This is a genomic window from Methylobacterium gregans, from assembly GCF_022179245.1.
In the GTDB taxonomy this organism is placed as follows: domain Bacteria; phylum Pseudomonadota; class Alphaproteobacteria; order Rhizobiales; family Beijerinckiaceae; genus Methylobacterium; species Methylobacterium gregans.
Map to the genome: position 1 here is coordinate 21203 of NZ_BPQM01000008.1, position 24668 is coordinate 45870.

The 24668-nt window shown below is 69.0% G+C and carries 20 protein-coding genes and 1 pseudogene; 10 read left to right on the top strand and 11 right to left on the bottom strand.

All coding sequences use genetic code 11. The annotated features are described in order from the left end of the window. The first annotated feature begins 85 nt into the window (after positions 1-85). The 4 genes from MFF54_RS02015 to MFF54_RS02030 all read left to right on the top strand — a co-directional run bounded on the left by MFF54_RS02015 (position 86) and on the right by MFF54_RS02030 (position 3906). Positions 86-1000, top strand: coding sequence for an SDR family oxidoreductase (locus tag MFF54_RS02015; protein WP_238300867.1), 915 nt, complete (start codon positions 86-88; stop codon positions 998-1000). 58 nt (positions 1001-1058) lie between these two features. Beyond that, positions 1059-1529 (top strand): DUF2147 domain-containing protein, encoded by a 471-nt coding sequence (locus tag MFF54_RS02020; protein ID WP_238300870.1) that lies wholly within the window; start codon positions 1059-1061, stop codon positions 1527-1529. Between the two features lie 87 nt (positions 1530-1616). Continuing rightward, positions 1617-2708 (top strand): adenylate/guanylate cyclase domain-containing protein, encoded by a 1092-nt coding sequence (locus tag MFF54_RS02025; protein ID WP_238300872.1) that lies wholly within the window; start codon positions 1617-1619, stop codon positions 2706-2708. A gap of 7 nt (positions 2709-2715) precedes the next feature. After that, on the top strand, positions 2716-3906 hold the full coding sequence (locus MFF54_RS02030) for an alpha/beta hydrolase family protein (protein ID WP_238300874.1): 1191 nt from the start codon (positions 2716-2718) through the stop codon (positions 3904-3906). A 382-nt stretch (positions 3907-4288) separates the two neighbouring features. Here MFF54_RS02030 and fdhF read toward each other — a convergent pair whose 3' ends face one another. From fdhF to MFF54_RS02045, 3 genes are read right to left on the bottom strand one after another with little or no spacing between them, the layout of a single operon-like run. Continuing rightward, on the bottom strand, positions 4289-7273 hold the full coding sequence (gene fdhF / locus MFF54_RS02035; protein WP_238300876.1) for a formate dehydrogenase subunit alpha: 2985 nt from the start codon (positions 7271-7273) through the stop codon (positions 4289-4291). A 55-nt stretch (positions 7274-7328) separates the two neighbouring features. Continuing rightward, complete coding sequence (locus MFF54_RS02040) at positions 7329-9044, bottom strand: NAD(P)H-dependent oxidoreductase subunit E (RefSeq protein ID WP_238300877.1); 1716 nt, start codon at positions 9042-9044, stop codon at positions 7329-7331. A 57-nt stretch (positions 9045-9101) separates the two neighbouring features. Further along, positions 9102-9419, bottom strand: a complete 318-nt coding sequence (locus tag MFF54_RS02045) for a hypothetical protein (protein ID WP_238300878.1) — start codon at positions 9417-9419, stop codon at positions 9102-9104. 457 nt (positions 9420-9876) lie between these two features. Here MFF54_RS02045 and MFF54_RS02050 point away from each other — a divergent pair. Continuing rightward, positions 9877-10072: pseudogene (locus MFF54_RS02050) on the top strand (IS5/IS1182 family transposase); the annotation flags it as partial. Here MFF54_RS02050 and MFF54_RS02055 read toward each other — a convergent pair. After that, positions 10068-10265 carry a hypothetical protein gene (locus MFF54_RS02055; protein ID WP_238300953.1) on the bottom strand — a complete coding sequence of 66 codons (198 nt, stop codon included), beginning with the start codon at positions 10263-10265 and terminating at the stop codon, positions 10068-10070. The pseudogene MFF54_RS02050 and the gene MFF54_RS02055 sit on opposite strands and share 5 nt — an antisense overlap. A gap of 280 nt (positions 10266-10545) precedes the next feature. On the opposite strand from MFF54_RS02055, the gene MFF54_RS02060 reads away from it, so the two are divergent. After that, positions 10546-10788 carry a hypothetical protein gene (locus MFF54_RS02060; RefSeq protein ID WP_238300879.1) on the top strand — a complete coding sequence of 81 codons (243 nt, stop codon included), beginning with the start codon at positions 10546-10548 and terminating at the stop codon, positions 10786-10788. Positions 10789-11233: 445 nt separating this feature from the next. Here the strand turns inward: MFF54_RS02060 and MFF54_RS02065 are convergent, their stop codons facing one another. Then, complete coding sequence (locus tag MFF54_RS02065; RefSeq protein WP_238300880.1) at positions 11234-12475, bottom strand: calcium-binding protein; 1242 nt, start codon at positions 12473-12475, stop codon at positions 11234-11236. A gap of 742 nt (positions 12476-13217) precedes the next feature. Here MFF54_RS02065 and MFF54_RS02070 point away from each other — a divergent pair. From MFF54_RS02070 to MFF54_RS02080, 3 genes are all read left to right on the top strand, one after another. Continuing rightward, positions 13218-13772 carry an HD-GYP domain-containing protein gene (locus MFF54_RS02070; protein ID WP_238300881.1) on the top strand — a complete coding sequence of 185 codons (555 nt, stop codon included), beginning with the start codon at positions 13218-13220 and terminating at the stop codon, positions 13770-13772. Between the two features lie 2 nt (positions 13773-13774). After that, complete coding sequence (locus MFF54_RS02075) at positions 13775-14932, top strand: diguanylate cyclase (RefSeq protein ID WP_238300882.1); 1158 nt, start codon at positions 13775-13777, stop codon at positions 14930-14932. Positions 14933-15405: 473 nt separating this feature from the next. After that, the gene (locus tag MFF54_RS02080) at positions 15406-17385 is read left to right on the top strand and encodes a PAS domain S-box protein (protein ID WP_238300884.1); all 1980 of its coding nucleotides are present in this window, start codon (positions 15406-15408) and stop codon (positions 17383-17385) included. 343 nt (positions 17386-17728) lie between these two features. Here MFF54_RS02080 and MFF54_RS02085 read toward each other — a convergent pair whose 3' ends face one another. The 5 genes from MFF54_RS02085 to MFF54_RS02105 are packed head-to-tail and all read right to left on the bottom strand — an operon-like array spanning position 17729 to position 23064. Continuing rightward, positions 17729-18964, bottom strand: a complete 1236-nt coding sequence (locus MFF54_RS02085) for an amidase family protein (protein WP_238300886.1) — start codon at positions 18962-18964, stop codon at positions 17729-17731. A 50-nt stretch (positions 18965-19014) separates the two neighbouring features. Then, positions 19015-20319 (bottom strand): amidase, encoded by a 1305-nt coding sequence (locus MFF54_RS02090; protein WP_238300939.1) that lies wholly within the window; start codon positions 20317-20319, stop codon positions 19015-19017. Between the two features lie 21 nt (positions 20320-20340). Beyond that, entirely contained in the window at positions 20341-21303 is a 963-nt protein-coding gene (locus MFF54_RS02095) for an ABC transporter substrate-binding protein (protein WP_238300887.1), read from the bottom strand. A 43-nt stretch (positions 21304-21346) separates the two neighbouring features. Beyond that, positions 21347-22219, bottom strand: coding sequence for an ABC transporter permease (locus tag MFF54_RS02100; RefSeq protein WP_238300888.1), 873 nt, complete (start codon positions 22217-22219; stop codon positions 21347-21349). Then, a complete protein-coding gene (locus MFF54_RS02105) occupies positions 22219-23064 on the bottom strand; it encodes an ABC transporter ATP-binding protein (RefSeq protein WP_238300889.1) in 846 nt (281 codons plus the stop codon). Before MFF54_RS02105 ends, MFF54_RS02100 begins: the two co-directional genes overlap by 1 nt. A gap of 230 nt (positions 23065-23294) precedes the next feature. Between MFF54_RS02105 and MFF54_RS02110 the strand changes: the two genes are divergently transcribed. Continuing rightward, positions 23295-23636 (top strand): transposase, encoded by a 342-nt coding sequence (locus MFF54_RS02110; protein ID WP_238300890.1) that lies wholly within the window; start codon positions 23295-23297, stop codon positions 23634-23636. A 74-nt stretch (positions 23637-23710) separates the two neighbouring features. On the opposite strand, the gene MFF54_RS02115 is transcribed toward MFF54_RS02110, so the two are convergent. Then, on the bottom strand, positions 23711-24661 hold the full coding sequence (locus tag MFF54_RS02115; RefSeq protein ID WP_238300891.1) for an acetamidase/formamidase family protein: 951 nt from the start codon (positions 24659-24661) through the stop codon (positions 23711-23713). Between the last annotated feature and the right edge of the window lie 7 nt (positions 24662-24668).

The window sequence follows — 24668 nt, forward strand, 5'->3', positions numbered from 1 at the left end:
CGATTCCGCACATACAAAGCTGCACTCGGTGCGAGAATATTTTTGCATCGAGTGCGATTCGGCCTTGGGCAAGGGGAAAACCCAGATGTCTGACTGGGCGTTGAAGGACCTGCCGTCCCAGTCGGAACGGGTTGCTATCGTGACCGGGACAGGGGGCCTCGGGTTCGAGGATGCGCTCGCACTGACGCAGGCGGGAGCTGAGGTCATCGTCGCCGGGCGAAACCCGGCTAGGGGTGCACAAGCCATCGCGGCGATACGGCAAAAGTCGCCGGACGGCAGGGTCCGCTTCGAGATTCTCGACCTGGCAAGCCTTGCTTCGATTGCCGCCTTCGCCGAGCGCATGGTGGGCGACCTAAAGGGCGTCGATCTGCTGATCAACAATGCCGCGGTGATGAACCCGCCGACGCGCAAGACCTCAAGCGATGGTTACGAGTTGCAGTTCGCAACGAACTACCTCGGACACTTCGCGCTCACCGCCCACCTGCTACCTTTACTGCGGCGGGGGCGCGAGCCCCGCGTGGTCACGCTGTCGAGCGTGGCGGCACGGAGCGGCCGCATCGACTTCGACGACCTGCAGGCGGAGCGCGCTTATCGCCCGATGGCGGCCTACAGCCAGTCAAAGCTCGCGTGCCTGATGTTCGCGCTCGAACTGCAGCGGCGCAGCGACGCGAACGGCTGGGGGATAACCAGCCTTGCCGCGCATCCCGGGATCTCGCGGACGGACTTGTTGCCGAACGGCTCAGGTCGCCGGAGCTTCGCCGGCATCATGCGGACCTACCTGTGGTTTTTGTTCCAGCCGGCGGCGCAGGGAGCCCTGCCGACCCTGTATGCCGCGTCATCGCCGCTCGCGTCGGGCGGGGGATACTATGGCCCGACGCGACTGGGCGAGACCCGCGGCGCGCCCGGCCCTGCCGCCATTCCGGCCCAAGCCCGGGACGAGGCCATTGCGGCTCGGTTGTGGACCGAGGCCGAACGGTTGTCCGGCGCGGCTTTCCAATAGGTCCCGGTCATTGGGCGAGCCCTCCCAATCAAACGTCGACCAGTACAGGAGCCGCCGGATGCCGGGATCGAGATGGTGGCTGCCATGGGCCGCGATCCTGGCTGGGCTGTTAGTGGGACTGCCGACGGGGCCGGCCTCCGCTCAGACGTCCTCGGCGCAGGACATCCTCGGCGTGTGGGCCGAGGACGACGGCCAGCTCAAGTTCGAAGTCCATGAGGTGGACAAGACCTACGAGGCCCGCATCATCCATAGCGCACGCGTCATGGAAGCTGACGGCAGGACCTTCCGGGCCGATACCCTGAACCCGGATCCGGCCCTGCGTGGCCGCAACCTGCGAGGCACGGTCATCCTGTCCGGCCTGAGATGGGATCAGGAAGGCCGGTACTGGGAAGGAGGGAGCCTCTACGACGGCTCGTCCGGTCGTACCTACTCGGCATATGTCTCGCTGGTAAACGGGCACAGGGAGTTGCGCGGGTACCTCGGTATCCCGCTTCTCGGCCAACCGATCATCCTGCGCCGGGCACGGTAGGACGCCTCGACGAACCCGATCCCGACGATCCCATGCACATGGCCGTGTCCCGGCCATCCCAGATCGCCTCCCACTCGGATGGAAACGATGACGAACGGCTCGCTCACGTTCTGGATCGTCATCGCCGCCGCCAGCGCCGCGTTCGGCGCCCTGTATGGTATCTTGTTCCACGAGGGGCCGGCCGTGCTCGGCGTGACGTACGGCACGTGCATCGGCGTCCTTGCCATCGCCTACGAGCGCGGTGCCCTGTTCCCCCGGTACACGACCTGCCTGCGGCGACTACCCTCCCTGGCGTACTTCGCAGCGGCGGAGATCAGCCTGCTTCTCGTGATCGTCGTAGGAATGTCGGCGACGGGCCTCGCGGTCCGAGCCCTGGGGCTGACGGCCAAGAGCCTGGCCGAGCTCGTGACACCCCGGCCCCAGGCCGTGCTCTACGCGATGGCGGTGTCGGCCCTCCTCATCGGCGTGCTGCGCGTGCGTGACCTGATCGGAAGCAGGACGTTCACCAACCTGATCCTCGGACGCTATCACCGCCCACGAAGCGAGGAGCGCATCTTCCTGTTCCTCGACCTCGTCGGTTCGACCACCTATGCGGAGAAGCACGGGGATTTCGCGGCGCAGGAACTTCTGAAAGACGTCTTCGAGACGATTGCCGAACCGATTCGCCGGCACCGCGGTCAGATCGACGATTACATTGGCGATCAGGTGATCATTTCATGGCCGCTGATGCAGGGCGTCGAGCGGGCGAGGTGCATCGACTGCGTCTTCGCGATCCGAAAAACGCTCCGCGATGACCGTGACCGATGGACAAGAAGGTTCGGACTTGTCCCGGAACTTCGCGCGGCTCTCCATGGCGGCAGTGTCGTCACGGCCGAGATAGGCGTCGACCGGCACAAGATCGCCTACTTCGGCGACGTCATGAACGCGACCGCCCGATTGGAAGGCCTGTGCAGGGAGACGAAGCGGTCCGTGCTCGTTTCGGAAGCCGTCCTTTCCAGAATCCCCGTGCTCCCGGACGGCATCGAAGCGGAAGCCTTGGGACAATATGCCCTGAGGGGGCGCAGCGGGGAGATGGTCGTGCATGCGCTCGCCGAACGGCGGAGGCTCGCGGTCGTCGGCGAGGTTGTCGGCCGCCCTCTTCCGGGACGCGGAGCAGACGCTTTCCATCGCTTGTCATGAGCGAGGCATGGCGTCGGCGCTTCCGGATGGCGGCCAAACACCCATCGACGTCCGTATAGGTGCCAAACACGAGCCGCCAGGGTCCATCCCGATCAACCTGCCCATCAATCGTCGCGAGACCTTCATGAACACCATTGCCGATGTCGCGAAACGTTCAGGCGCTCTCCCGGAGCCGAGCTCCCGCGGCCTCAGCCGCCGCCGCTTCGGCGCGATGGCCCTGGCGGCGAGTGCTGGAGCCTGGCTCGCGCCCCTTCCGGCAGGGGCCCTGCCTTCGTCCGCCGAGGCACGGTTCATCGACTTCGAATGGGTCGACCCCTCGCGTCAGCGCGCGGTGCCGGCGCGGCTCTACTGGCCTGCCACCTCCGACATAAAGGGACCGATCCCGTTGATCGTCTTTTCCCATGGGCTCGGCGGCACGCGAAAAGGCTACAGCTATCTCGGCGAGGGATGGTCGGCTCGCGGGACCGCCAGCCTGCATATCCAGCATGTCGGCAGCGACCAGACTCTTTGGGAGGGTAACCCGCTCCTGCTTCTCGACCGCCTCGACGGCGCGGCGGACGAGCGCGAGGCCATCGAGCGGACCCGGGACGTGAGTTTCGGCCTCGACCGACTGCTCAACCGTGACAATCCCTTCCATGCCGCCATCGACCGGAAACGCATCGTCGCGGCCGGCCACTCCTACGGGGCGAACACCACCCTGATCCTCACCGGCGCCCAAGTGATCCGGGACGGGAAACCCGTCGGGCACAGGGACCCGCGCTTCACGGCGAGCATCGTCATATCGGCACCGCCCTTCTACGGCGAGGCCGATCTCGCCGCGGTCCTTGCCTCGGTGAATGTCCCCACCCTCCACGTGACCACGACGGAGGACACGATCCGCATACCCGGCCGCTATTCCCCGGTGCAGGACCGCGTCGATGTCTTCAACGCCGTTCCCACGGCGCAAAAGGCCCTCGTCGTGTTCCAGGGTGGTTCGCACAGCGTCTTCACCGACCGCTCCCTCCGGAACGGCGGGCCGCTGAACCCCTTGGTCAAGCGTGCGACGGCGGAGGCGGGCTTGGCGTTCCTCGACCTCGTCCACCGCTCCGATCCGGTTCCGATGGAGAATTGGAGCGCGACGTGGAAGCCGATCCTGGCCGCGGCACCAGTGCTTTTCCCGGTGCTGCCGAGGCAGGTGGACCGCAGACGGCGCACCTGATGCCCGCACTCGCATCACCGCGCGACGGGATCGCCTGAGCGATCTGTCCCGCGGCTCGAAAAGCTAAGGCAGAGACCGGTTCGAGGATTTTGTGGCCGCCGGGACTTGCCACTCCATGCCAATGGCAGCTTTCGGAGGTTAAGCGGCCATTCCGAGGGCTCTGTTTGAAAGGCCGCTTATGGCGCGAAGCCGAACAAGCGGTGTGCAAACTCGTCACCCCATGCGGACCTTCGGCGAAGGCAGCTCGAATGTCCGCACGGGATCACAGACTCGTTGGCTGCAGTCGGTGAACCGAGGCCTCGTCCAACTTCGCAGTGTCAAATGGCAGGGCCTGGCGGCACTTTCAGTGCGCGCCGCCAGAAGAGGGGAGCCTAGCTAGCGTTCACTCTGCGGCGACGGGTACCGTGTGAACAGCCGTCACCCGGGCCGCGCAGAACTTGAACTCCGGGATCTTGCCCATCGGGTCGAGCGCCGGGTTGGTCAGCAGGTTGGCGGCCGCCTCGGCGTAGCAGAAGGGCATGAAGATCATGCCCGTCGGCACGTCGCGGTCGGAGCGCACCTTCAGCTCGACGGCGCCGCGGCGCGTCTCGAGCCGCATCGTGTCGCCCGGCTCCAGACCCAGGCGATAGAGTTCCTTCGGCGCCATAAAGGCCACGGCCTCGGGTTCCAGCGCGTCGAGAACGCCGGCCCGCCGGGTCATCGAGCCGGTATGCCAGTGCTCCAGCACGCGCCCCGTCGAGAGCACCATCGGGAACTCGGCGTCCGGCACCTCGTCCGGCGGCACGATGGCGGCCGGCACGATCCTGGCGCGGCCGCTCTCGGTCGGGAAGCCGGCGTAGAAGATGATCTCGTTGCCGGGCTGGTCGGGCGCGTCGACCGGGTAGGTCACCGCCCCCTCGCGCTCTAGGCGCTCCCAGGTGATGTTGGCGAGCGAGGGCATCACCTGCGCCATCTCGGTGAAGATGTCGGCCGGTCCCGTGTAGGTCCAGGGCAGGCCCATGCGCCGGGCCAGTTCCTGGATGATCCACCAGTCCTGGCGCGCGTCGCCGGGCGGCGCGACGACGGGCTGGGCGATCTGCACGCGCCGGTCGGTGTTGGTGAAGCTGCCCGCCTTCTCGGCGAAGGCGGAGGCCGGCAGCACCACGTCGGCGTGGAAGGCCGTCTCGGTCAGGAAGAGGTCCTGCACCACGAGGTGGTCGAGCATCGCGAGCGCGTGCCGGGCGTGGTTGAGGTCGGGATCGGACATCGCCGGGTTCTCGCCCTCGACGAACATGCCGCGGATCTCGCCCGCATGGATCGCCCGCATGATCTCGACGACGGTCAGGCCCCGCTGCGGGTCGAGGGACTGGCCCCAGAACTCCTCGAAGAGCTGACGCACCGCCGCCTTCTCGACCGACTGGTAGTCGGGATAGACCATCGGGATCAGGCCGGCATCGGAGGCGCCCTGCACGTTGTTCTGGCCGCGCAGCGGGTGCAGGCCCGTGCCGGGGCGCCCGATCTGCCCGGTGATGAGGGCCAGCGCGATCAGGCAGCGGGAATTGTCCGTGCCGTGGACGTGCTGGCTGACGCCCATGCCCCAGAAGATGATCGAGGACTTGGCCCGCGCGTAGAGGCGCGCGACCTCCCGCAGGGTCTCGGCGTCGATGCCGCAGACGGGCGCCATCTTCTCCGGGGTGAAGTCGACGATCTTCTCCTTCAGCGCCTCGAAGTTCTCCGTGTAGCCGGCGATGTACTGCTCGTCGTAGAGCTTCTCCTCCACGATGACGTTCAGCATCGCGTTCAGCATCGCGACGTCGGTGCCGTTGCGGAAGGCGAGGTGCCTGTAGGCGTGGCGCGAGAGCGTCTGCCGCCGCGGATCCATGATGATCAGCTTGGCGCCGCGCTGCTTCACCGCGTTCTTGAGGAAGGTCGCGGCGACCGGGTGGTTCACGGTCGGGTTGGCGCCGATGACGATGATCACCTCGGCGTCGAGCGCCGCCGAGAACGGCGCGGACACCGCGCCCGAGTTCAGCCCCTCCATCAGGGCCGCCACCGACGAGGCGTGGCAGAGGCGCGTGCAATGGTCGACGTTGTTCGAGCCGAAGCCCAGCCGCACCAGCTTCTGGAAGAGGTAGGCCTCCTCGTTCGAGCCCTTGGCCGAGCCGAAGCCGGCGAGCGCCTTCGCCCCGTGCGTGTCGCGGATCCGGACGAGCCCGGCGGCGGCGCGGTCGAGCGCCTCCTCCCAGGTCGCCTCGCGGAAATGCGTCCAGGGATTGGCCGGATCGACCTGGTCGTTGGCGTCCTTGCCCACGTTGTCGAGGCGGATCAGCGGCTTCGTCAGCCGGTGGGGATGGTGGACGTAGTCGAAGCCGAAGCGGCCCTTGACGCAGAGGCGGTTGTGGTTCGCCGGGCCGTTCAGGCCCTCGGCGTAGACGATCTTCTCGTCCTTGACCTTGTAGGAGATCTGGCAGCCGACGCCGCAATAGGGGCAGAGCGACTTGACCTCACGGTCGGGATAGACCGTCCGGGTGTTGTGCTCGGCGTCGAGATAGGCCGAGGGCATGAGCGCGCCCGTGGGGCAGGCCTGCACGCACTCGCCGCAGGCGACGCAGGTCGAGCCGCCCATCGGGTCGTCGAAGTCGAACACGACCTTCGCGCCGGCCGCCCGGTAGGCCATGCCGATCACGTCGTTGACCTGGACCTCGCGGCAGGCGCGGACGCAGAGGTTGCACTGGATGCAGGCGTCGAGATTGACGCTCATGGCGGGGTGGCTGAAGTCGCCGGTCCAGCGCTCGGCCGTGGGGAAACGGCTCTCGCTGATCTCGACGTGATCGGCCTGGATCCAGAAATGCGAGGTCGGATCGTGCGAGGTCGCCCGCTCCGGCTGGTCGGCGACGAGCAGTTCCAGCACCATGGCGCGGGCCTTGGTCGCCCGCTCGGTGGCGGACTTCACCTTCATGCCGACCGCCGGCGTGCGCTTGCACGAGGCGGCGAGCACGCGCTCGCCCTCGATCTCGACCATGCAGGCCCGGCAATTGCCGTCCGGCCGGTAGCCGGGCTCGGGCTTGTGGCAGAGATGCGGGATGTGCGTGCCGAGCCGCTTGGCGACCGCCCAGATCGTCTCGCCGGGCTGCGCCTCGACTTGGCGGCCGTCGAACTCGAACTGGATCGTCGGGGGCGCCGTCGGGCGATCGGTGAGGCCGAACAGCCCGGAGGGCTCGGGCGCGGCCTGGCCGCCGGCCTTCACGCCCTGCGTGTAGGAACTGGCCGCGGCAGGACCCGCGCCGGGCGCGGGCCCGCCGGCATCCTGGGGCGCGGCGGCCCGGATCTCGGCCTTCTCGACCTTGTCGTCGGTCTTGCCGCCGTGCGTGTGGGGTGCGTTGCTCATGCGTCCGCTCCAGGCTGGGGCGTCGGTTTCGGGTTCGCGCTCAGGCTCGTGGTCGTCATTCGGCCGCCACGGCGCGCGGGCCCGGGAAGAGGTCCGGGAAGTACTTGATCACGGTGCTGACCGGGTTCGAGGCCGCCTGGCCGAGGCCGCAGATCGAGGCGTCGCGCATGCACTGCGCCAGCTCGCCGAGGAGTTCGGTGTCCCAGACGCCGTTCTCCATCAGCATGCGGGCCTTCTGCGTGCCGGAGCGGCAGGGCGTGCACTGCCCGCAGCTCTCGTCCTCGAAGAAGCGCATCAGGTTGAGCGCGGCGCCGCGCACGTCGTCCTGATCGGACAGGACCACGACCGCGGCCGAGCCGATGAAGCAGCCGTATTTCTCGAGCGTGCCGAAATCGAGCGGGATGTCGCTCATCGAAGCCGGCAGGATGCCGCCCGAGGCGCCGCCCGGCAGGTAGGCCGCGAAGGTGTGGCCCTCCGCCATGCCGCCGCAATGCTCGTCGATCAGCTCCTGGATGGTGAGGCCGGCGGGCGCCAGCTTCACGCCCGGCTCCCGCACACGCCCCGACACGGAGTAGGAGCGCAGGCCGACGCGGCCGTTGCGGCCGTGGCTCTTCCACCAGCCGGCACCGCGCTCCAGGAGGTCGCGCACCCAGAACAGGGTCTCGACGTTGTTGATGAGCGTCGGGCGGTTGAAGAGGCCGACCTGGAACGGGAAGGGGGGCTTGTGCCGGGGCAGCCCGCGCTTGCCCTCGAGCGACTCGATGAGCGAGGATTCCTCGCCGCAGATATAGGCGCCGGCCCCGCGCCGCAGATGGATGCGCGGGCCGCCCGGCGGAAGCTTGGCGATCTCGCGCGCCAGGATCTCGCGGGCGATCGGGTACTCGTCGCGCAGGTAGATGTAGACGTCCGGCGCCTCGACCACGTGGGCGCCGATCAGCATGCCCTCGAGGAAGCGGTGCGGGTCGGTGTTGAGGTAGAGCTGGTCCTTGAAGGTGCCGGGCTCGCCCTCGTCGCCGTTCACCGCCATCAGGCGCGGGCCCGGCTCGCCGCGCACCGAGCGCCACTTGCGGCCCGTGGGGAAGCCCGCGCCGCCGAGGCCGCGCAGGCCGCCGTCGTCGAGCACCGCCAGCACGTCGTCGATCGAGAGCTCCCCGCTGCGGATCCGCTCCAGCGTGGCGTAGCCGCCCTCCGCCCGGTAGGCCGCGTAGTCGGTGTAGGCCGGGATGTGGGCGTGGGTGTCCTCGGCCTCGACCGCCGCCGTCACGGAGGCCAGGTCCGCGCGGTGCAGGAAGTTGTGCCCCACCTCGACGGCCGGGGCGTGGTCGCAGAGGCCGACGCAGGGCGCGCGCACGACGCGCACGTCGCCCTTCAGCTCCGCCCGCAGGGTCTCCAGCAGCTTCTCGGCACCGAACATCGCGCAGGTGAGGCTGTCGCAGACGCGCACCGTGAGGCGGGGGATGGCGGCCTCGCCCTCCTTCACCACGTCGAAATGCGCGTAGAAGGTCGCGGTCTCGAACACCTCCGCGAAGGCGAGGCCCATCTCGTCGGCCAGAGCCGCGAGATGGCCGGAGCTGATCTGGCCGTAGGTGTCCTGGATCAGGTGCAGGTGCTCGATCAGGAGGTCGCGCTGCCGCGAGCGCGCGCCGAGCAGCGCCTCGATCTCCATCTTCGCGCGCGGCTCGACCTGCCGCCCCTTCGGCACCGGTCGCGCCCGCTCCCGGCCACGGCCGGGATGCGCGAACTGCCTGACTGTCCCGGGAGCCTCACTCATGGCGCGATCTGGTTTCCAGCTGTTCGTAAAAGACGGTTGATGCGCCTGACGGCGCGGCTACTGGCCGCCGAAGGCGCGAAGCGGCTGCCCGGCCTCGGAACGGTGCTCCATGACGACGGACCCCGCCGTCTCGTCCAGGGACGCGATGCGGGGACCGGCAACCGCCCCAAGTTCGACCTCGAAGCTGTCGAGGGCAGCGTTCAACCGGTCCACGACGTTGTCCAGCGGACCCTGGCCTGCCGCGGACTTGAGCGCTTCGAGCAGGGTGGCGTGAACCTGCCTGACGAGATCCTGCGTGAGCGGCGGCTTCGCATCCGTCGCATAAGCCCTCGTGACAGCATCTGCCCAGCGTCCGACATCGTGCACGGCGTCCATGGTCAAGCCTGATCGTTCGCAGAGGCGCTCGAGGCGTGCATGGGGGTATCCATCTCGTGGGCGGAGGGTGCAATCGTTGGCATACCACATGGCAGGTGCCATGGAATGATTTTTATATCGCTTTCGGCGGCATTGCAAAATGTTGCCTCGCCGTCCCCCGTCCGTGATCGGCCTCGTTCGGTCCCGCAAGGCCGCAAGACCCGGATCCGCAGGGGCACGATGGACCGATGTTGCTGGGCCACCCTTGAACGCCTGGCAGGCTGCTCGTCGACAAAGGCGCCTCATCTCCCTGCTTCGGCAGCTGAAGCCTTCGCGTAAGGCCCGCGCACCGTGGCGCAGAATTGTCCTCATCCGGCAGGGTTGGCCTAGGGCTCAGACCCAGAGAAGCGGTGCGACGAAACCCTCGGCCGGACGAGAGTCCGCAACCCCGGTAAATTCGATGGCCTCCAGCAACGCATTGGACCCGGCATCAAAAGCTTACGATGGCGACCTGCAGATGATCGACGCTAGCAGCGTGCGGGTGCACCAGCACGCGGCCTGCGCCCGAAAAGGGTGGCCGATCTGGTGCCATGCGTCGCCCGCGCGGCGGCTTGACGAGCAAGATCCACGCGCGGGTGGATGCCGGGGGCAGGCCCACGGCGCTCAAGATCACACTCGCAGTCGCTGAGGCAGCGGGCGTGGGTAGGGCTGGACCGCCTTCCGCGCCTCCTTGGTCCGGAAGCTCTTGGTCCAGTTCGCCTTGCCCGTCCAAGGGGCCGGCATGAAGGGGTGCAACTCGGCGGAAATGACCCGGCGGAAGTAGAGCGCCTCGTTCCGATCCGTGGTGCGGCAGGCCAGCCGTGCCATAGCGTTTCGCATCACCGGCTTGCAGGACCGACGTCTGCTTAAGGTACTGATCTGAGGAGAATTTCAGGCCAAGCAATGGCTTAGCGATAGATGGCGCGCCAATCCCTTCAATCACTTAGCTGGTTTGTAGCCCTGCTGGCAGCAGGGTTGCGGAAGCAGCGTACGACCCCAGAGCGAATCGTGTGGTCGGATGACGCATGCCGGTCGGCCGCCAAGGGTAGAGACCTCGGCCGTCCGATCCCGGCGCCGAGCTCGCCCTTCGAGAGGAGCGAACTGCGCCATGCCGATCAAGGCCCTGAACGACCGCAAGAAGCTCTCGTCCGACTTCAACGAGGCCAACGACGCCTTCATCGACGCGGTGCTCGGCGCGCTCCAGGCCGGCGAGATCCCGCTCGATCTGGCCCGGGCCTACCTCGCCCATCCGGTCGCCATGATGCATGCCGACGGGGCGCAGGCGGTGGCCAACTACTTCGAGCGCATCCTGTCGCAGAAGCCTAAGATCGACTGGACGCCCGGAGCCTGAGTCGCAGCGCCGGCCGCACGTCACGAGATGCTGGCCGATTGGCTCACCGGCGTCCAGGCCGCACTTGCGCGGGCGCGGCCCAGGAAGCCGGAGGCCGTGAACGACGCTCCGGGCCCCTCTCCTCGCCGTCCTGAGACGGGTACCGTGGGATTCGGGGCCGGATTCGGCGACCGACGACCTGCACTGGGCCGGCCGCAGAGAGCGCACTGCGAGCGTGCGCTACGAGCGGCCGCTCGCCGACGTCATAGCCCGATTCCTGCGGCGCCTTGAGACGGCCGGGTTCGAGTTGATCCCGGCCGATCGACAGGTACCGTAGCGGTCCGCGGATCGACGGCCCTGCCTAATGGACAGCACGAGTGAGGCCGGTGGAACATGATCCGTGGGCTCGGTGCCGGACGGCCCCTCCACCGCACCTACGGCGCGGCTGGAGATCCGCCGGAGACGCTCAGACGATGTCGGCTGGCCTCAGCGTCGGCGTCGTACCGCCGCTGCCCTGGAGGATCAGGGCCGCGTCGGCGCGGCCGTCGCCGGTCTCGTCCACGAACAGGTAGCCGTCCGCGCCAGCCGTCCCGCTCGTGACGTAGGCGTAGGTGCGGCCGGTCAGGAGCGTGTCGGCGAAGGCCAGGGCACTGTCGAAGTCGTTCACGGTGCTGCTGGTCCCGCTGACGAAGTTCTGCGCGGTGCCGTCCTCGCCGAGATCAAGCCTGTCCGTACCGGACTGGAAGCCGGAGATCCGGTCGGCGGTGGCCTCGGTCGCGCCCGCGTCGCCATGGGCGATGACGAAGAAGTCGGCCCCGCCCCCCGCAATGAGGCTGTCGGCGCCCGCACCGCCGGTGATCGTGTCGGCGGCGCCCGAGCCGACGATGGTGTCGTTGCCCGCCCCGCCGCTGAAGCGCGAGCCGGCCGCCGCGCCCGTTCCGACGATCAGGTCGCCGCCCTCCCCGCCGTCGAACGCGGCCGGCCCCGAGCCCGCCACGATCGTATCGTTGCCCCCGCCGCCATAGACCGTGTCGGAGCCGTCATTGCCGTAGATGAGGTCGTTCCCGAGGTTCCCGTAGATCAGCCCGGTCGCTGAGCCGGAGGTGCGCGACACGATGGTGTCGTCGCCCTGTCCGCCATAGACCGTGTCGGCCGTGCCGATGAGGTCGATGACATCGTTGCCTTGGTTGCCGTAGATCAGGTTGGTGCCCTGGCCGCCCGCGATGACGTCATCGCCGAGATTGCCGAAGATCACTTGGCGGTCGGCACCGGTCGCGAGGCTGTAGTTGATCAGGTCGTTGCCCTGGCCGCCGTAGACCGTGTCCTGCCCGGCCGGGCCGGCGCTCGTGTCGATCGTATCGTCGCCCTGGTTGCCGTAAATCACGTCGTTGCCGGCCCCGCCATCGATCAGGTCGCGGCCGAGATTGCCGAAGATCGTGTCGTTGCCCCCGATCGAGTCGATCGTGTCGTCGCCCTGGCCGCCGTAGAGGCGCAGCGCCCCCGCGCCCGCCGTGCCCGACACGCTGTCGTTACCCTGGTTCCCGTAGATCACGTTGCCGAGCCCGGTCGCGGAGATCTCGAAGGTGTCGTTGCCCTCGCCCCCGGAGAGCGTGTCGTTCGAGGACAGTCCCGAGAGAACGAAGCGGTCGTTATCCGCCGTTCCCGTCACGGAGATATTGCTCTCCGAAAAAATCAGATAGACCGCCATCGCGAACGCTCCTCCGAAACCGGGCGCTCTTCCGCCGTTCATCTGCCGGCAAGCGCGCGCCTTGCGAAGGTCTTATTCTCGGCTCGCGAGCACGACGACGGCTATAGAGGGCCGCCACCAGCTCTCAAGGCTTACTACGTTCGGTCCCGAGCGTGGAATTGTGCGCGAAACCATGGAATGCGCGCGCATCGAGCGGGATCCTCAAGTCTCGTCCCATGGCACCCTCAGCAAACGACGCCGTCGATAGGTTGCTGCCGAGAAGGAACTCGGATTTGAATATGGTGCGCACCCCTGGTTCCACAGGTGACCACTCCCACAAGTGCTCACAGCGTTTCCGGATTTTGGAGGATCAGAGCCGCTGTTGCGATAGCCGCGATCAGGCCAACGCCACGATGCATTTTATAGCAAGCTCCGGCAATCCAAGCTCGATACGACTAGGAGCGGGCCATGCAGAACGTCCCGGACGAGGACAGCGGGCAAGGAAGAGCCCGCCGCGACAGTGCCGGGCGCGCTGAGGAGTTGCGCTCCTGGATACGTGGTGAATAAGCGGAGGTACCCGTATGAGCCCGGCTGCATCAGCTTTCCCCGGCCGAGGGCGAGTTCGCGAAGGCCTGCGCGACGCGGCTGGTGCAAAGGGCACCTCCTCGGCGTCGCCCGCCTTCCGCTTTGCCGTTCCCGCCTCGTCGCCGGGCTGCTTCAGGGTCAGCGTCGTCGTGGCGCCGCCGATTCCGGTCGAAAGCGTGTGTGTGACGCTCTCGATGCGGTAAGCCCGGTCGATGCCCTGTCGGACGCCGGCCTGGTCACGGGGTTGGCCGCCGCCTTCGCACAAAGCCTCGGGCTCGGCGAGCAGGATTGCCACCGCCTGACCAAAGCGGCACTCCTGCACGACGTCGGCAAGATCGAGGTGCCCTCCGCCATTCTCAACAAGCCGGGCAAGCTCACCGACGCCGAGATGGCGGTAGTCCGCCTGCATCCCGAGCACGGGTATCGGATGCTCGCCGGCGAGGGCTTCGGCCCGGAGATGCTCGCCGTCGTGCGCTCCCACCACGAGATGCTCGACGGGTCGGGCTATCCCGACAAGCTCAAGGGAGACGACATCCCCGACCTCGTGCGGCTCGTCACCGTCTGCGACATCTACGGCGCCTTGATCGAGCGCCGGTCCTACAAGCCACCCATGTCCTCCTCCGACGCCTTCGCGATCCTGGACGGCATGACAGGGCGCCTCGATCCCGCCGTCGTGAGTGCCTTCCGGCCTGTGGCCGCCGCGTTCACCTCGCGCTATCCCGCCGACGCGTGACCATGAGCGCAACCGCATGCCACTGGATCGGCATTCTGGTGCCCCTCGGGATGGGTGCCGTCTGCTCCCTGATGCTGCTCGAGTTGCGGCAGGACGCCTGGGACAAGGCCGGGCAAACCTCGAAGAACCTCGTTCAAGTGATCGAGCGTGGCATCGACCGCTACATCGAGTTCATCGACCTGGCGCTGCGCAGCGTGGTGGAGAACCTCGATCTGCCCGACCTCGGGCAGATCGGCCCCAGGTTCCGTCAGCGCATCCTATTCAACCGGGCCGTCAACGCCACGGACCTCGGCGTGATGCTCGTCCTCGATGAGTACGGCAACACCTTCTACGACGCGCTCGGCTGGCCGCAGCGGCGCCTCAACAATGCCGGACAAGACTACGTCCAGGCGCACAAGGCAGATCCCGGCCTCGGGCTCCATGTCGACCCGCCGCTGATCTCCTACCTCATGGCCAAGCCGATCATCGTCCTCAGCCGGCGGAGCGACAAGGCCGCCGGCACCTTCGGCGGGGTCGTCCTGGTGAGCTTGGCGCTGTCCTGCTTCGACCGCCGATTCGAGCAGATCGCGCTCGGGCGCAAGGGTTACGATCGCCCTTTTCCTTCAGGACGACACCCGCGTCGTACGCCTAGCCCACGACCGTTGCACAAACCCGTCCCGCCCGGTCGGCGCCCTCCTCGCTGCCTGATGGAACCCAGCCATGCACGTCGCCCTGATCGATCCGAGCCGTGTCATCCTCAAGATCGTGTCCGAGATGCTCGTGGCCGGCCGCCACAGCGTCGTGGCGTTCACGGACTCGGCCGCTACGGGCACGATGTCGGCGATCAGGTGATCCGCTGCGTCGCTCGGGTCCTCCGGGAGACCGGCGCAGTCGTGGGGCGGCTCGGCGGGGAAGAGTTCGCGGCACTGATGCCCGGGCACGGCTTGGCTGGGGCGGCGGTGATCGCGCACCGCATCCGCCGCCAGTGTGCGATGAGCACTGTGCCTGGGCAAGAGGATCTGCGCTTCACGGTGAGCCTGGGGCTCGCCGAGTGGTCGGAGGGCGACAGCATTGACAGCCTGCTCAAGCGGGCCGACGTGGCGCTGTACGCCGCCAAGCGGGGCGGGCGGGACCGTGTCGCGGTCACCAGCCGCGCCCTGCAGACAGAGATGGTCGGCTAGCACGACCGGGGCACTTTGAGAGAGTTGGGCGCTTTGACCCTCTAGGGGCGACGGCAGGAGGCGAGCATGGCTGGAGGGCCGCCAGGCCAGGACCTCGACGTGTGGCTCACCCGGTTCCTCACCGCGATGGCCGGCAAGACGCGCCGAACCATTCACGCGGGATGAGACCAACGGCTCTCGGACCGTTCCGCTAGGGCCCACCTCCATCAGATCGGGGCGCCTGCCGTGAACGTCCACGCCAACGGGTTCCCGGAAGCTTCTCTTCCCGCTCGACAGCGGAGGTGGCGGAGCAAGCAGCCTTCGATGACAAGATGGCCTTCGAAGCTACGACCGAGGACACCGACGCGTTACTCTCCCAGGTTATGGTCCGTCCCCGCGAGAAGACCTAACAAACAACACCTTCGGCGGGGCGTCCGCGCATCCAGCCCACGCTGCCGCTCGGCACACGCTGCCCGCCGCTCGATATGCCTTGGATGACCATGGACCACATATCGGACAACGTGTTCCAAGCCTCGGACGGCTCCTACGCATTCGGCAGTCCGATCGAGCCCGCGGAATGGCTTTCGGCGCAAACCGACGCCTTTCGGGCCGCCGTCGGCGGCGCGCCGCTCGCCGAATCCCTCGGCATCCTCGTGGACACTGCCTGCTCCCGGACCGGCAGCGACCTTCGCTGCGCCTTCTACCTTGCCGACCCTGGCGGCACCGGGCTGCAGCACGTCATCGGCATGCCCGAGCCCTATGCCCTGTCCGTGGGAGCCTTCAAGATCGGGCCGGACTCACTGGCTTGCGGCCTGGCGGTATTCACCGGCCAGCCGGTGATCACCGTCGACGTCAGGAAGGAGCCACGCTGGCAGCCGTGGCTCTGGTTGGCCGAAGAGTACGGTTTCCGGGCCGTCTGGTCGTTCCCGGCCGAAGCTGCAGCGGGGCGGGTCGTTGGCACCTTCGCCATGTACTTCCGCGATCCGCGTGAGGCCACGCCCCGGGATCACGAACTGGCCGCCGCCCTGACCCAGACCGCGGCGGTCATCATCTCGCAGCACCGGCAGGCCGTGGATCTGATCGAGCGGCGCACCGCGGACGAGGCGCTGCGCGAGAGTGAGGAGCGCTTTCCAGCCGTGGCCGAGCAGGCCGAGGCCGGCATCGTCATCGTCGATGCCGGCCACCGGATGAGCTTCGCCAACGAACGCTATTGCGAGATCCTGGGGCGCACTCGCGGCGAACTGCTCGGCCGCACCGTGCAGGAGCTGACCCACCCGGACGACTGGGCGTTCAACGAGCCCCTCTATCGGCGCGCCATGGCGGCTGGCGCATCCTTCACCATCGAGAAGCGATACCTGCGTCCGGATGGCACGGCAGTGTGGGTGCGCAACGTCGTCAGCGCCCTGCGCGATGGGACGGGCTCCATCGTTGGTGGGCTTGCGGTCTCCCTCGACGTCACCGAACGCCATCAGGCCGAGGCGGCCCTACGCGAGAGTGAAGAGCGCTTCCGGCGCTTCGCCGAGCACACGACGAACGTCCTCTGGCTCGCCGACCTGAAGAATGGGCGGCTCGATTACCTCAGCCCGGCTTTCACGCAGGTCTGGGGCATGGCCACCGAGGACATGCCAAACGTCGCCAGTTGGCTTGCCAGCGTTCACCCGGAGGACCGCGACGCCGCCGCACGGGCGCTGGAACGCGTCGGTGGGGGTGAAACGCTCGTGTTGGAGTACCGGATCCAGCGCGCCTCGGACGGCGCGGTGCGCCGCATCCGGGACACCTTCTTCCCGATCCCGGCGGTCGATGGTCACGTCCGAATGGTGGGCGGGATTGCGCAGGACGTCACCAACGACACCGGCCTGCGCGCCTACGTGGTCGCGGTCGGGGATGAGGCCCGGCGCGGCCTCGTTGGCGCCCTAAAGGGCGGTGGGTACGAGGTGCAGGCCTTCGCGAACACTCAGGCCTTCCTCAAGTTGGCGGGCTCGCTGATGCCGGGCTGCGTCGTGCTCGACCTGCAGGAAGCCGGCAGCTTTGTGCTTGCAAGTGCGCTGAGACCCGCACGCGCGCACCTGCCCGTCGTCGCGGTCGGCACGAGCGGGGGCGACGTCGGCTTCGGGGTCCGCGCCATGAAGGCGGGAGCGGTCGACTTTCTCGAGTCCCCCTGGACGTCGGAAGGGCTGCTGTTCGCGGTCAAGACCGCGCTGGCCGAGATCCGCGGCGCCGCCAACCAAACACGTGCGCGCGACGTGGCCCATGATCGGGTCGCGGCTCTGTCGGCGCGCGAGCGCGCAGTGCTGGAGGGTTTGCTCGCGGGCGGTACCAACAAGACCATCGGCCGCGCGCTGGGCCTGAGCCCGCGCACAGTGGAGATCCATCGGGCTCGGTTGATGGAGGCGCTCGGTGCCCATACGCTTCCTCAGGCCGTTCTCATAGCAACCGCAGCCGGGGTGCATCCCGCCCAACAGGACAGCGCATAGGCCGCAGCCCGGCGCCCGCGGGGGAAGCCGGCGGCCGTGAGGGCTGCGGCATCCCGCCCGGCTTACCACCCCGCTCCGGCGTTTCATCCGTACTTGTGCAACCCACACTGCTGACCCTGTTCGGGTCTTCGGAAGGTCTGCTTATCGGCTCGCTGATTGGCCCGGAACGACCGATCGCGGCCGAAAGCAGTCCGGCCGCTTCCGGGCTCGGATCAGGCGCGAGGAGACGTTCGCCGCGACGTCTTCGGAAATCGCGGAGCAACCCCTTCCGCATATCCAGAGGGATCGCTCCGAAGGTCCGTTCCCGACGAACCGGTCAGCGAGCGCTGCGCCAGCGCGGTCTTCAGCGTGACAGGGCCCGCTCGACGAAGGCTGCGGCTGCGAGCGCGTGGGCATCCTCACCGAACGGGGCGACCATCTGCACGCCGAGCGGCGGTCCGTCGCCGGGCACCGGGACTGTCACACAGGGTACGCCGAGGAGCGTCCAGAGCCGGTTGAAGCGCGAGTCGCCCGTCGAGCCGTAGCCGTGAGGCGCCACACCCGGCGCCGGCAGGGTGAGCACGACGTCGACGCCCTCATCCTTCAGCACAGTGCGAAAATCTCGCCGCGCTGCGCGGACCACCCGCCGCGCCGCATCGTAGGCCGCGACCGGGATCGTGCCCGCCGCGTCCAGCTGTGCGCGCAACAGCGGGGGAAGCGCCGCGCGGTGATGGGTGTGTTCCCAGGCGAGTGCACGGATTCCCTCGAAATCCTGGATCGTGCCGTGCAGCCCGAAGGCCTCCCGGTAGAGGCTCGGCAGCGAGAGGTCCCGTACCGGCGCGCCGAACGCCTCGGCGGCCTCTGCCGCCCGCCGGAGCGCGGCGAGGCCGTCGGGGTCCGGGCTCGGGCAGAAATCCGGCACGAGGAGACCGATGCGGGGCGGTGCGTCGTCGAGCCGCTCGATATCGGGCCGGTCGGTCAGGAGCGCCAGCGCGTGAGCGGCGTCCGCGACGCTCGCCGTAAACAGCCCGAGCGTGTCGAGGGTCCAGGAAAAGCACTTCATCCCGACAGTCGGCAGAAGGCGGAACGAGGGCTTGACGCCCACGGCCCCGCAGAAGGCTGCCGGCCGGATCACCGAGCCGCCGGTCTGGGTGCCGAGCGCCAGCGGCAGCATCCCGGCCGCGACCGCCGCGGCCGAGCCCGCCGAGGAGCCGCCCGGCGTGCGGCCCGGCGCGTTCGGGTTTCGCGTCTCGGTGGGGTCCATGAACGCGAAGGCGGTCGTCGTCGTCTTGGCGAGCGCCACGCCACCGAGCGCCCGCAGCCGCGCCACCGCCGGCGCGTCGGCCCGCGGACGCCAGCCCGCGTAGACCGCCGAGCCCATCTGGGTCGGCAGGTCGGCCGTGTCGATCACGTCCTTCACCCCGAAGGCGATGCCGGCAAGCGGGCCTTTGGTCGGCACGACGGGGTCCGGATCGAGGCTGACGAGGGCCCCGACATCCGGCTCGCGCGCCGCGATCGCCTCGCGCACCAGCGCGAGCGCGCCCGCTTGCGTGAGGGTGCCCGCCTCGATGCCGGCGCGCAGGGACAGCAGGGAGAGCATGGAACAACCTTCTGGCTGCGCAGCCGCGCGCCGGGGTATCGGACAGGAAATCAGAGAGCGGGGAAGCGCCGAGGGCGGTCGAGGACCGTCTCGCACCAGCGCGCGATCCGCAGCAGGCGCAGATCGTTGCGGTAGGGCGCGACGAGCTGGATGCCAAGCGGCAGGCCCCGCGCATCGCCCGCCGGGAGGGTGAGGCAGGGCACGCCGAGATAGGTGAAGGGCACGCAGAAGGAGGGGTCGCCCGTGTAGGCGAGACCCTCCGGCGCGGCACCGGGCGCCGGAAGCGTGAGCAGCGCGTCGAAGCCGGCGACCGCCGCACCGAACCCGGTGCGCAGCTCCGCCTGGAGCTGCCGCGCCGCGATGTAGCGGCCGGCCGGGATGCCGGCGCCCTCGTCCACGAGGTCCCGCAGCGGTGCGCTGACCTTGTCCGGGTGGCCGGAGACCAGCGGCGCGTAGATGGCGGAAGCCTCGCAGGCCAGAATCGTGCGCGCCGCCTCGGCCGCCCCGTCGAAGGAGGCGGGCAGGGCGAGGCTCTCGACGCGACCGCCGGCCGCCCGGAACCGTTCCGCGGCGGCCTCCAGGCAGGCGAGCGCCGCCGGCTCGGCCTGATCCCAGGGTCCGATCCGGACCAGGGCGAGGCGGGGGGCCGCAAGCGGCTCGACGCCCTGCTCCGGGTCGATGCGGAACGGCGGCAGGGGCTGCCCGTGCGGGTCCGCGTCGCTCGCGCCCGCGAGCAGCGCGAGGGCGAAGGCCGCGTCGGTGACCGAGCGGGTGAACAGGCCGACATGATCGAGGGATCCGGCGAGCGGATGCACGCCGGTCCGGGGGATCGCGCCGTAGCTCGGCTTCAGCCCGACGACGCCGCAGAAGGCGGCCGGCCGGATCACCGAGCCGAAGGTCTGGCTGCCGAGCGCCAGCGGCGCGAGCCCCGCCGCGACGGCGGCGGCCGAGCCGCTCGACGAGCCGCCCGGCGTGTGCCCCAGCCGCCAGGGGTTGTGGGTCGGGCCGGGATGGCGCCACGCGAACTCCGTGGTGACGGTCTTGCCCAGGACCGCGGCGCCGAGATCGCGCAGGCGCGCCACCACCCAGGCATCCGCCTCCGGGACGTGATCCGCGTCGATCGCCGAGCCGTTCGCGGTCGGCAGGTCGCGGGTCGCCACGATGTCCTTCACGGCGACCGGGATGCCCCCGAGCGGCCCCTCCGCCGGCGCGCCGGGCTCGGCCAGGACGGTGAAGGCGCGCAGGATGGGATCGAGTTGCCGTGCCCGCGTACGGAGGGCGGCGGCGTAGGCCTCCGGGTCGAGGCGGCCGGCGCGGATCGCCAGGACCGCCTCGACGAGGCCGATTTCGTGCATCGACACGGTCGCGTCAGCTCCTCAATTGCCGGCCGTCGCCTTCGTGATGAAGTCGCGCCGCACGAAGGTGGCGTAATCGGGCTGGGCCGCGAGGTTGCCCAGCGCAATCTGCGTGTCCAGGCCCAGGGTCATCGCCTCCTGGGTGATGTCCACGCTGTCGGGATAGACCTTCTCGTTCATCATGCGCTTCACCGCCGCCTCGACCACGGCCGGATCGAGGGTCGGGAACTGCTTCTTGGCGACCGCCACGGCTTTTGCAGGCTCGGCGTGCATCAGCCGGATCGCCGCCTGCATGCCGTTGACGAAGGCCTGGGCGACGGCCGGGTCGACGTCCCTGCGGGCGCTCACCGCCGAGAAGGCGTAGGGCCCGTACTTCTCGGGAAAGCCCAGCACCACCTTCATGCCCTTGGCGACGACCTGATCGAGGCCGGGCTCGTACATCACCGCGACCTTGGCCTGGCCGGCCAGGAACGGCCCCGGCTCGGTGCCGAGCGCGACCTGCGTGAGCGTCACGTCGTCCTTGCTCATCCCGTTCTCCTTCAGGAGCTTCAGGAAGAGCGAGGTGCTGGTGGTCGGCATCAGGCCGGTGACGATGGTCTGGCCCTTCAGGCTCTTCACGTCGGTCCAGGGGAAGTCCGGCGCCGTGGCGATCCAGACCGCGGCGCCGTTGACGACGTTGGCGACCACGTTGACGGGCGCGCCCTTGGAGGCCGCGACCGCGGTCCATTCGGGCCCGTGGATCGAGAACTGCGCGCTTTTCGAGATCACGGCGGAGAGCGCGACGCTCGGCGCGCCCGCGGTCTCCTTGGTGACGTCGATGCCGGCCTTCTCGAACAGCCCCTCGTCCATGGCGACGTAGAGCGGCAGGTAGAGCATCGACTGGAAGGCCTGGGAGACCGTGGCCTTCAGGTTGGCGGCGAGCGCGGGCAGCGGGCTCGCGCAGGCGAGGAATGCGGCGAGCAGGGCGGGACGCAGCGGCTTCATCGGGACAGATCCTGGGCTGAGGGGACGAAGGGGAGGAGAGGCGTCAGACCTGGATGCCGCCCGCGGTCGAGACCTGGCGCCAGGGCAGGATCCGGCGCTCGACGACGTCGATGACGTGGTAGAGGACGAAGCCGACGAACATCAGCACGAACAGCCCGACCCAGACCGTATTGAGGTCGTAGAGGGACGAGGCGTTGTAGATCAGGTGCCCGAGGCCGCGCTGGGACGAGATGAACTCGCCCACCACCGCGCCGACCAGCGCGAAGCCGATATTGATCCGGAACATCCCGATGATCGCCGGCAGCGTGGACGGCACGATGACCGAGCGGAAGATCCGATTCTTCGTAGCGCCCATCGAGGCCATCAGCGCCTGCAGATCCGGGTCGGCGTCGCGCGCGGCCTGATAGGCGGCGATGAGCGCGACCAGCGCGGTGAGCGAGACCGCGAGCGCCACCTTCGAGACGAAGCCGGTGCCGAACCACAGGATCACGATCGGCGCGAGCGCGATCTTGGGCACCGAGTTGATCGCCACGATGAAGGGCTCGACCACCCGGGCGACGAGGACCGAGTACCAGAGCCCGAGGCCCGCCAGAGAGCCGAGAGCCGTGCCAATGACGAAGCCCAGGATAGCCTCGACCAGGGTGTACCAGGTGTCGACCGCGAGGCTGCCGTCCATCAGGCTCGCACGGAAGACGCGCCAGATTCCGGACGGTGCGCCGACCAGGAACTCGGTGAGCCAGCCGGCATCGACCGCGATCTCCCAGGCGGCGAAGAACACGGCCACCGCGGCGGCCTGGATCAGGCCGCGGCCGAGGGTGGTGTCGACCGCCCGGGCGAGCGGGCCGGGGCCGCGGCGGAGCGCGGCGGGGCGCTCGGCCTCGGGCGCCGCGGCGGATTTCAGGGCGTGCGTCGTCATCAGGCGGCCTCGGCGCGGGCGGTGGAGGCGGATCCCGCGCGGGTCTGGATGTCCAGCTCGCCGCACAGGGTGTGGAAATACTCGGAGAAGCGCGGGTCGCTGCGCGCGCCGATCGGCGAGCGGTCGCCGAGTTCGATCGCGTGCACGTTCTTCACCCGCGAGGGCCGCCCGCCCAGCACCACGACGCGCTTCGACAGCGCCACCGCCTCGTCGATGTCGTGGGTGACGAGGACCACCGTCTTGCCGAAGCGCTCCACCGCGTCGAGCAGCACGCCCTCAAGATAGAGGCGGGTCTGGTAGTCGAGCGCCGAGAACGGCTCGTCGAGGAGCAGGATGTCCGGATCCATGATGAGCGTCCGGATCAGCGCCGCGCGCTGGCGCATGCCGCCCGAGAGGGTCTTCGGATAGGCGTTCTCGAAGCCGCCGAGGCCGAACTGGGCGAGGTAGCGGCGGGCGGTGTCGGTGGCCTCGCGCGGGTCCGTGCCCTTCATCTCCAGGCCCAGCATCACGTTCTGCAGCACCGTGCGCCAGGGGAACAGCAGATCCTTCTGCATCATGTAGCCGACCCGGCCGCGCAGGCCCGGCACAGGCCGCCCGCGGAACAGCATCGTGCCGGCATCCGGTTCGAGCAGCCCCGCGATGACGTTGAAGACCGTGGTCTTGCCGCAGCCCGACGGGCCGATAATGCTGACGAAGTCGCGCTCGTGGATGTCGAAGCTCAGACCGTCGAGAACCGGGACCGGGCCGGCCTTGGCCTGGAAGCTCTTGCGGATCCCGCGCAGCGCGAGCTGCACGGGGGCAGTCTTCGGATCGGCGGAGCTGTCGGGTGTCGGCGTGGGGTCCATCGGAACTCCTCAGGCGGCGTCGCTCGCCCGAGGATTGTCCGGCGTGGTGTTTGAAATCCCAAGGTGAAATGGGCTGCAGGCCGGCCGGCCCTTGCGCAAATCGGCGCCCGCCGGCCCGTCCGGCGGGCGCCGCCGCCGCTAAACGTCAAAATTGCCGGATCGGGCGGTCCGCTTCTTGCTCGCCCACAACCGAGGGGTGCACTCGCGACTGTCGAACCGGGAGGTCCTGTATGCGTCGATCCCTGCACACGGACGAGGAGATCGCCTTCCTGCTGGGCGAGGCCGAGCGCGGTATACCGATCGCCGAGATCTGCGCGAGCGCCCATGTCTCGCTCGGGACGTTCTACCGCTGGCGGCGGCGGCTCGGCGGGCTCAAGCCCGCGGGGGTCGCCCGGCTCGACCGGGCGGAGCGGGAGAACGCGGCCCTGCGGGCAGAGGTGCAGCGGCTGCGCGCGGCTCTGGCGGCGCGGTCCGTCCCGTCCGACCGGACGGCGCCGCCGCGGCCCGGCCCGCGCCATCGCGGGGCCGAGGCCTGCGTGGGCCGCTTCGCGTTCGTGCGGACGGCGAACTGAGGATGTGTGGCGGCCAACGACACCGGACGCGGCGCGGGACCTCCTCCAGGGGAGGCCCCGACACCGCCCTCGGCTCAACCCTTCGGCGCGAGCGCCGCCTTCGGCATCAGCATGTGCACGCCCTTGTTGCCGTCCACCGTCTGCGTGATGCGCAGGTTCCCGGCGAGTGAGCAGAGCATGTAGGCTTGGTTGCGGGTGAGGTTCGTGCGCGCGCAGACGAGGCGCACCATCTCGCGCACGGCTTGGCGCATCGCCTCGTCAAGGCTCTCGTGCAGGCCGATCGACATCAGGTCGGTCGGGGTCTCGGCGAAGGGCCACGCGCCCGGGAGATCCTTGCGCACGGTGAGCCGGAAGGTGCCGGTCAGCCCGGTCTCCAGCGCGGTGATGCAGACCTCGCCGTCGCCCTGCACGCCGTGCCCGTCGCCCGCGTAGAAGCCGGCCCCGGGGTTGAACACCGGGAGGAAGAGGCTGGTGCCGACCCGCATCTCCTTGTTGTCCATGTTGCCGCCGAAGGCCCGCGGCACCGGCGTGCCGACCCGGCCCCAGGCGGCGGGCGGGGCGGTGCCGAGGATGCCGAAGAACGGGTCGAGCGGCAGTTCCGTGCCCCAGGGCAAGCGGCAGACCCCGCGCGCGACGTCGATGTCGGCGTGCACCGTCTCGTAGTCGGTGAACTCGTCCGGCAGGGTGCCGAGCAGCGGCAGGATCGCCACGAAGCCCCAGTCGAGGCGGAACTTGAGGTCGAGGATGTCGACCTGCAGCATGTCGCCCGGTTCCGCGCCGCGCACGCGGACCGGGCCGGTGACGAAGTGCGGGCCGGGCCCGGGCTTCAGCCTGTCGAGCGCCACCGTGAGGTCGGCCGGCACCCGGGCCGGGTCGGGGTGGAGCGACTCGCGCCCGCCCGCCGGGTGCGAGTGCAGGGTGACGGTGTCGCCGGACTCGACGGTGAGCACGGGCGCGAGCGCGGCGTCGAAATAGCCGAGCACCATCGTCTCGGGCGTGGCGGGGATCTCGTGATGCGTGGGCACGGGGGTC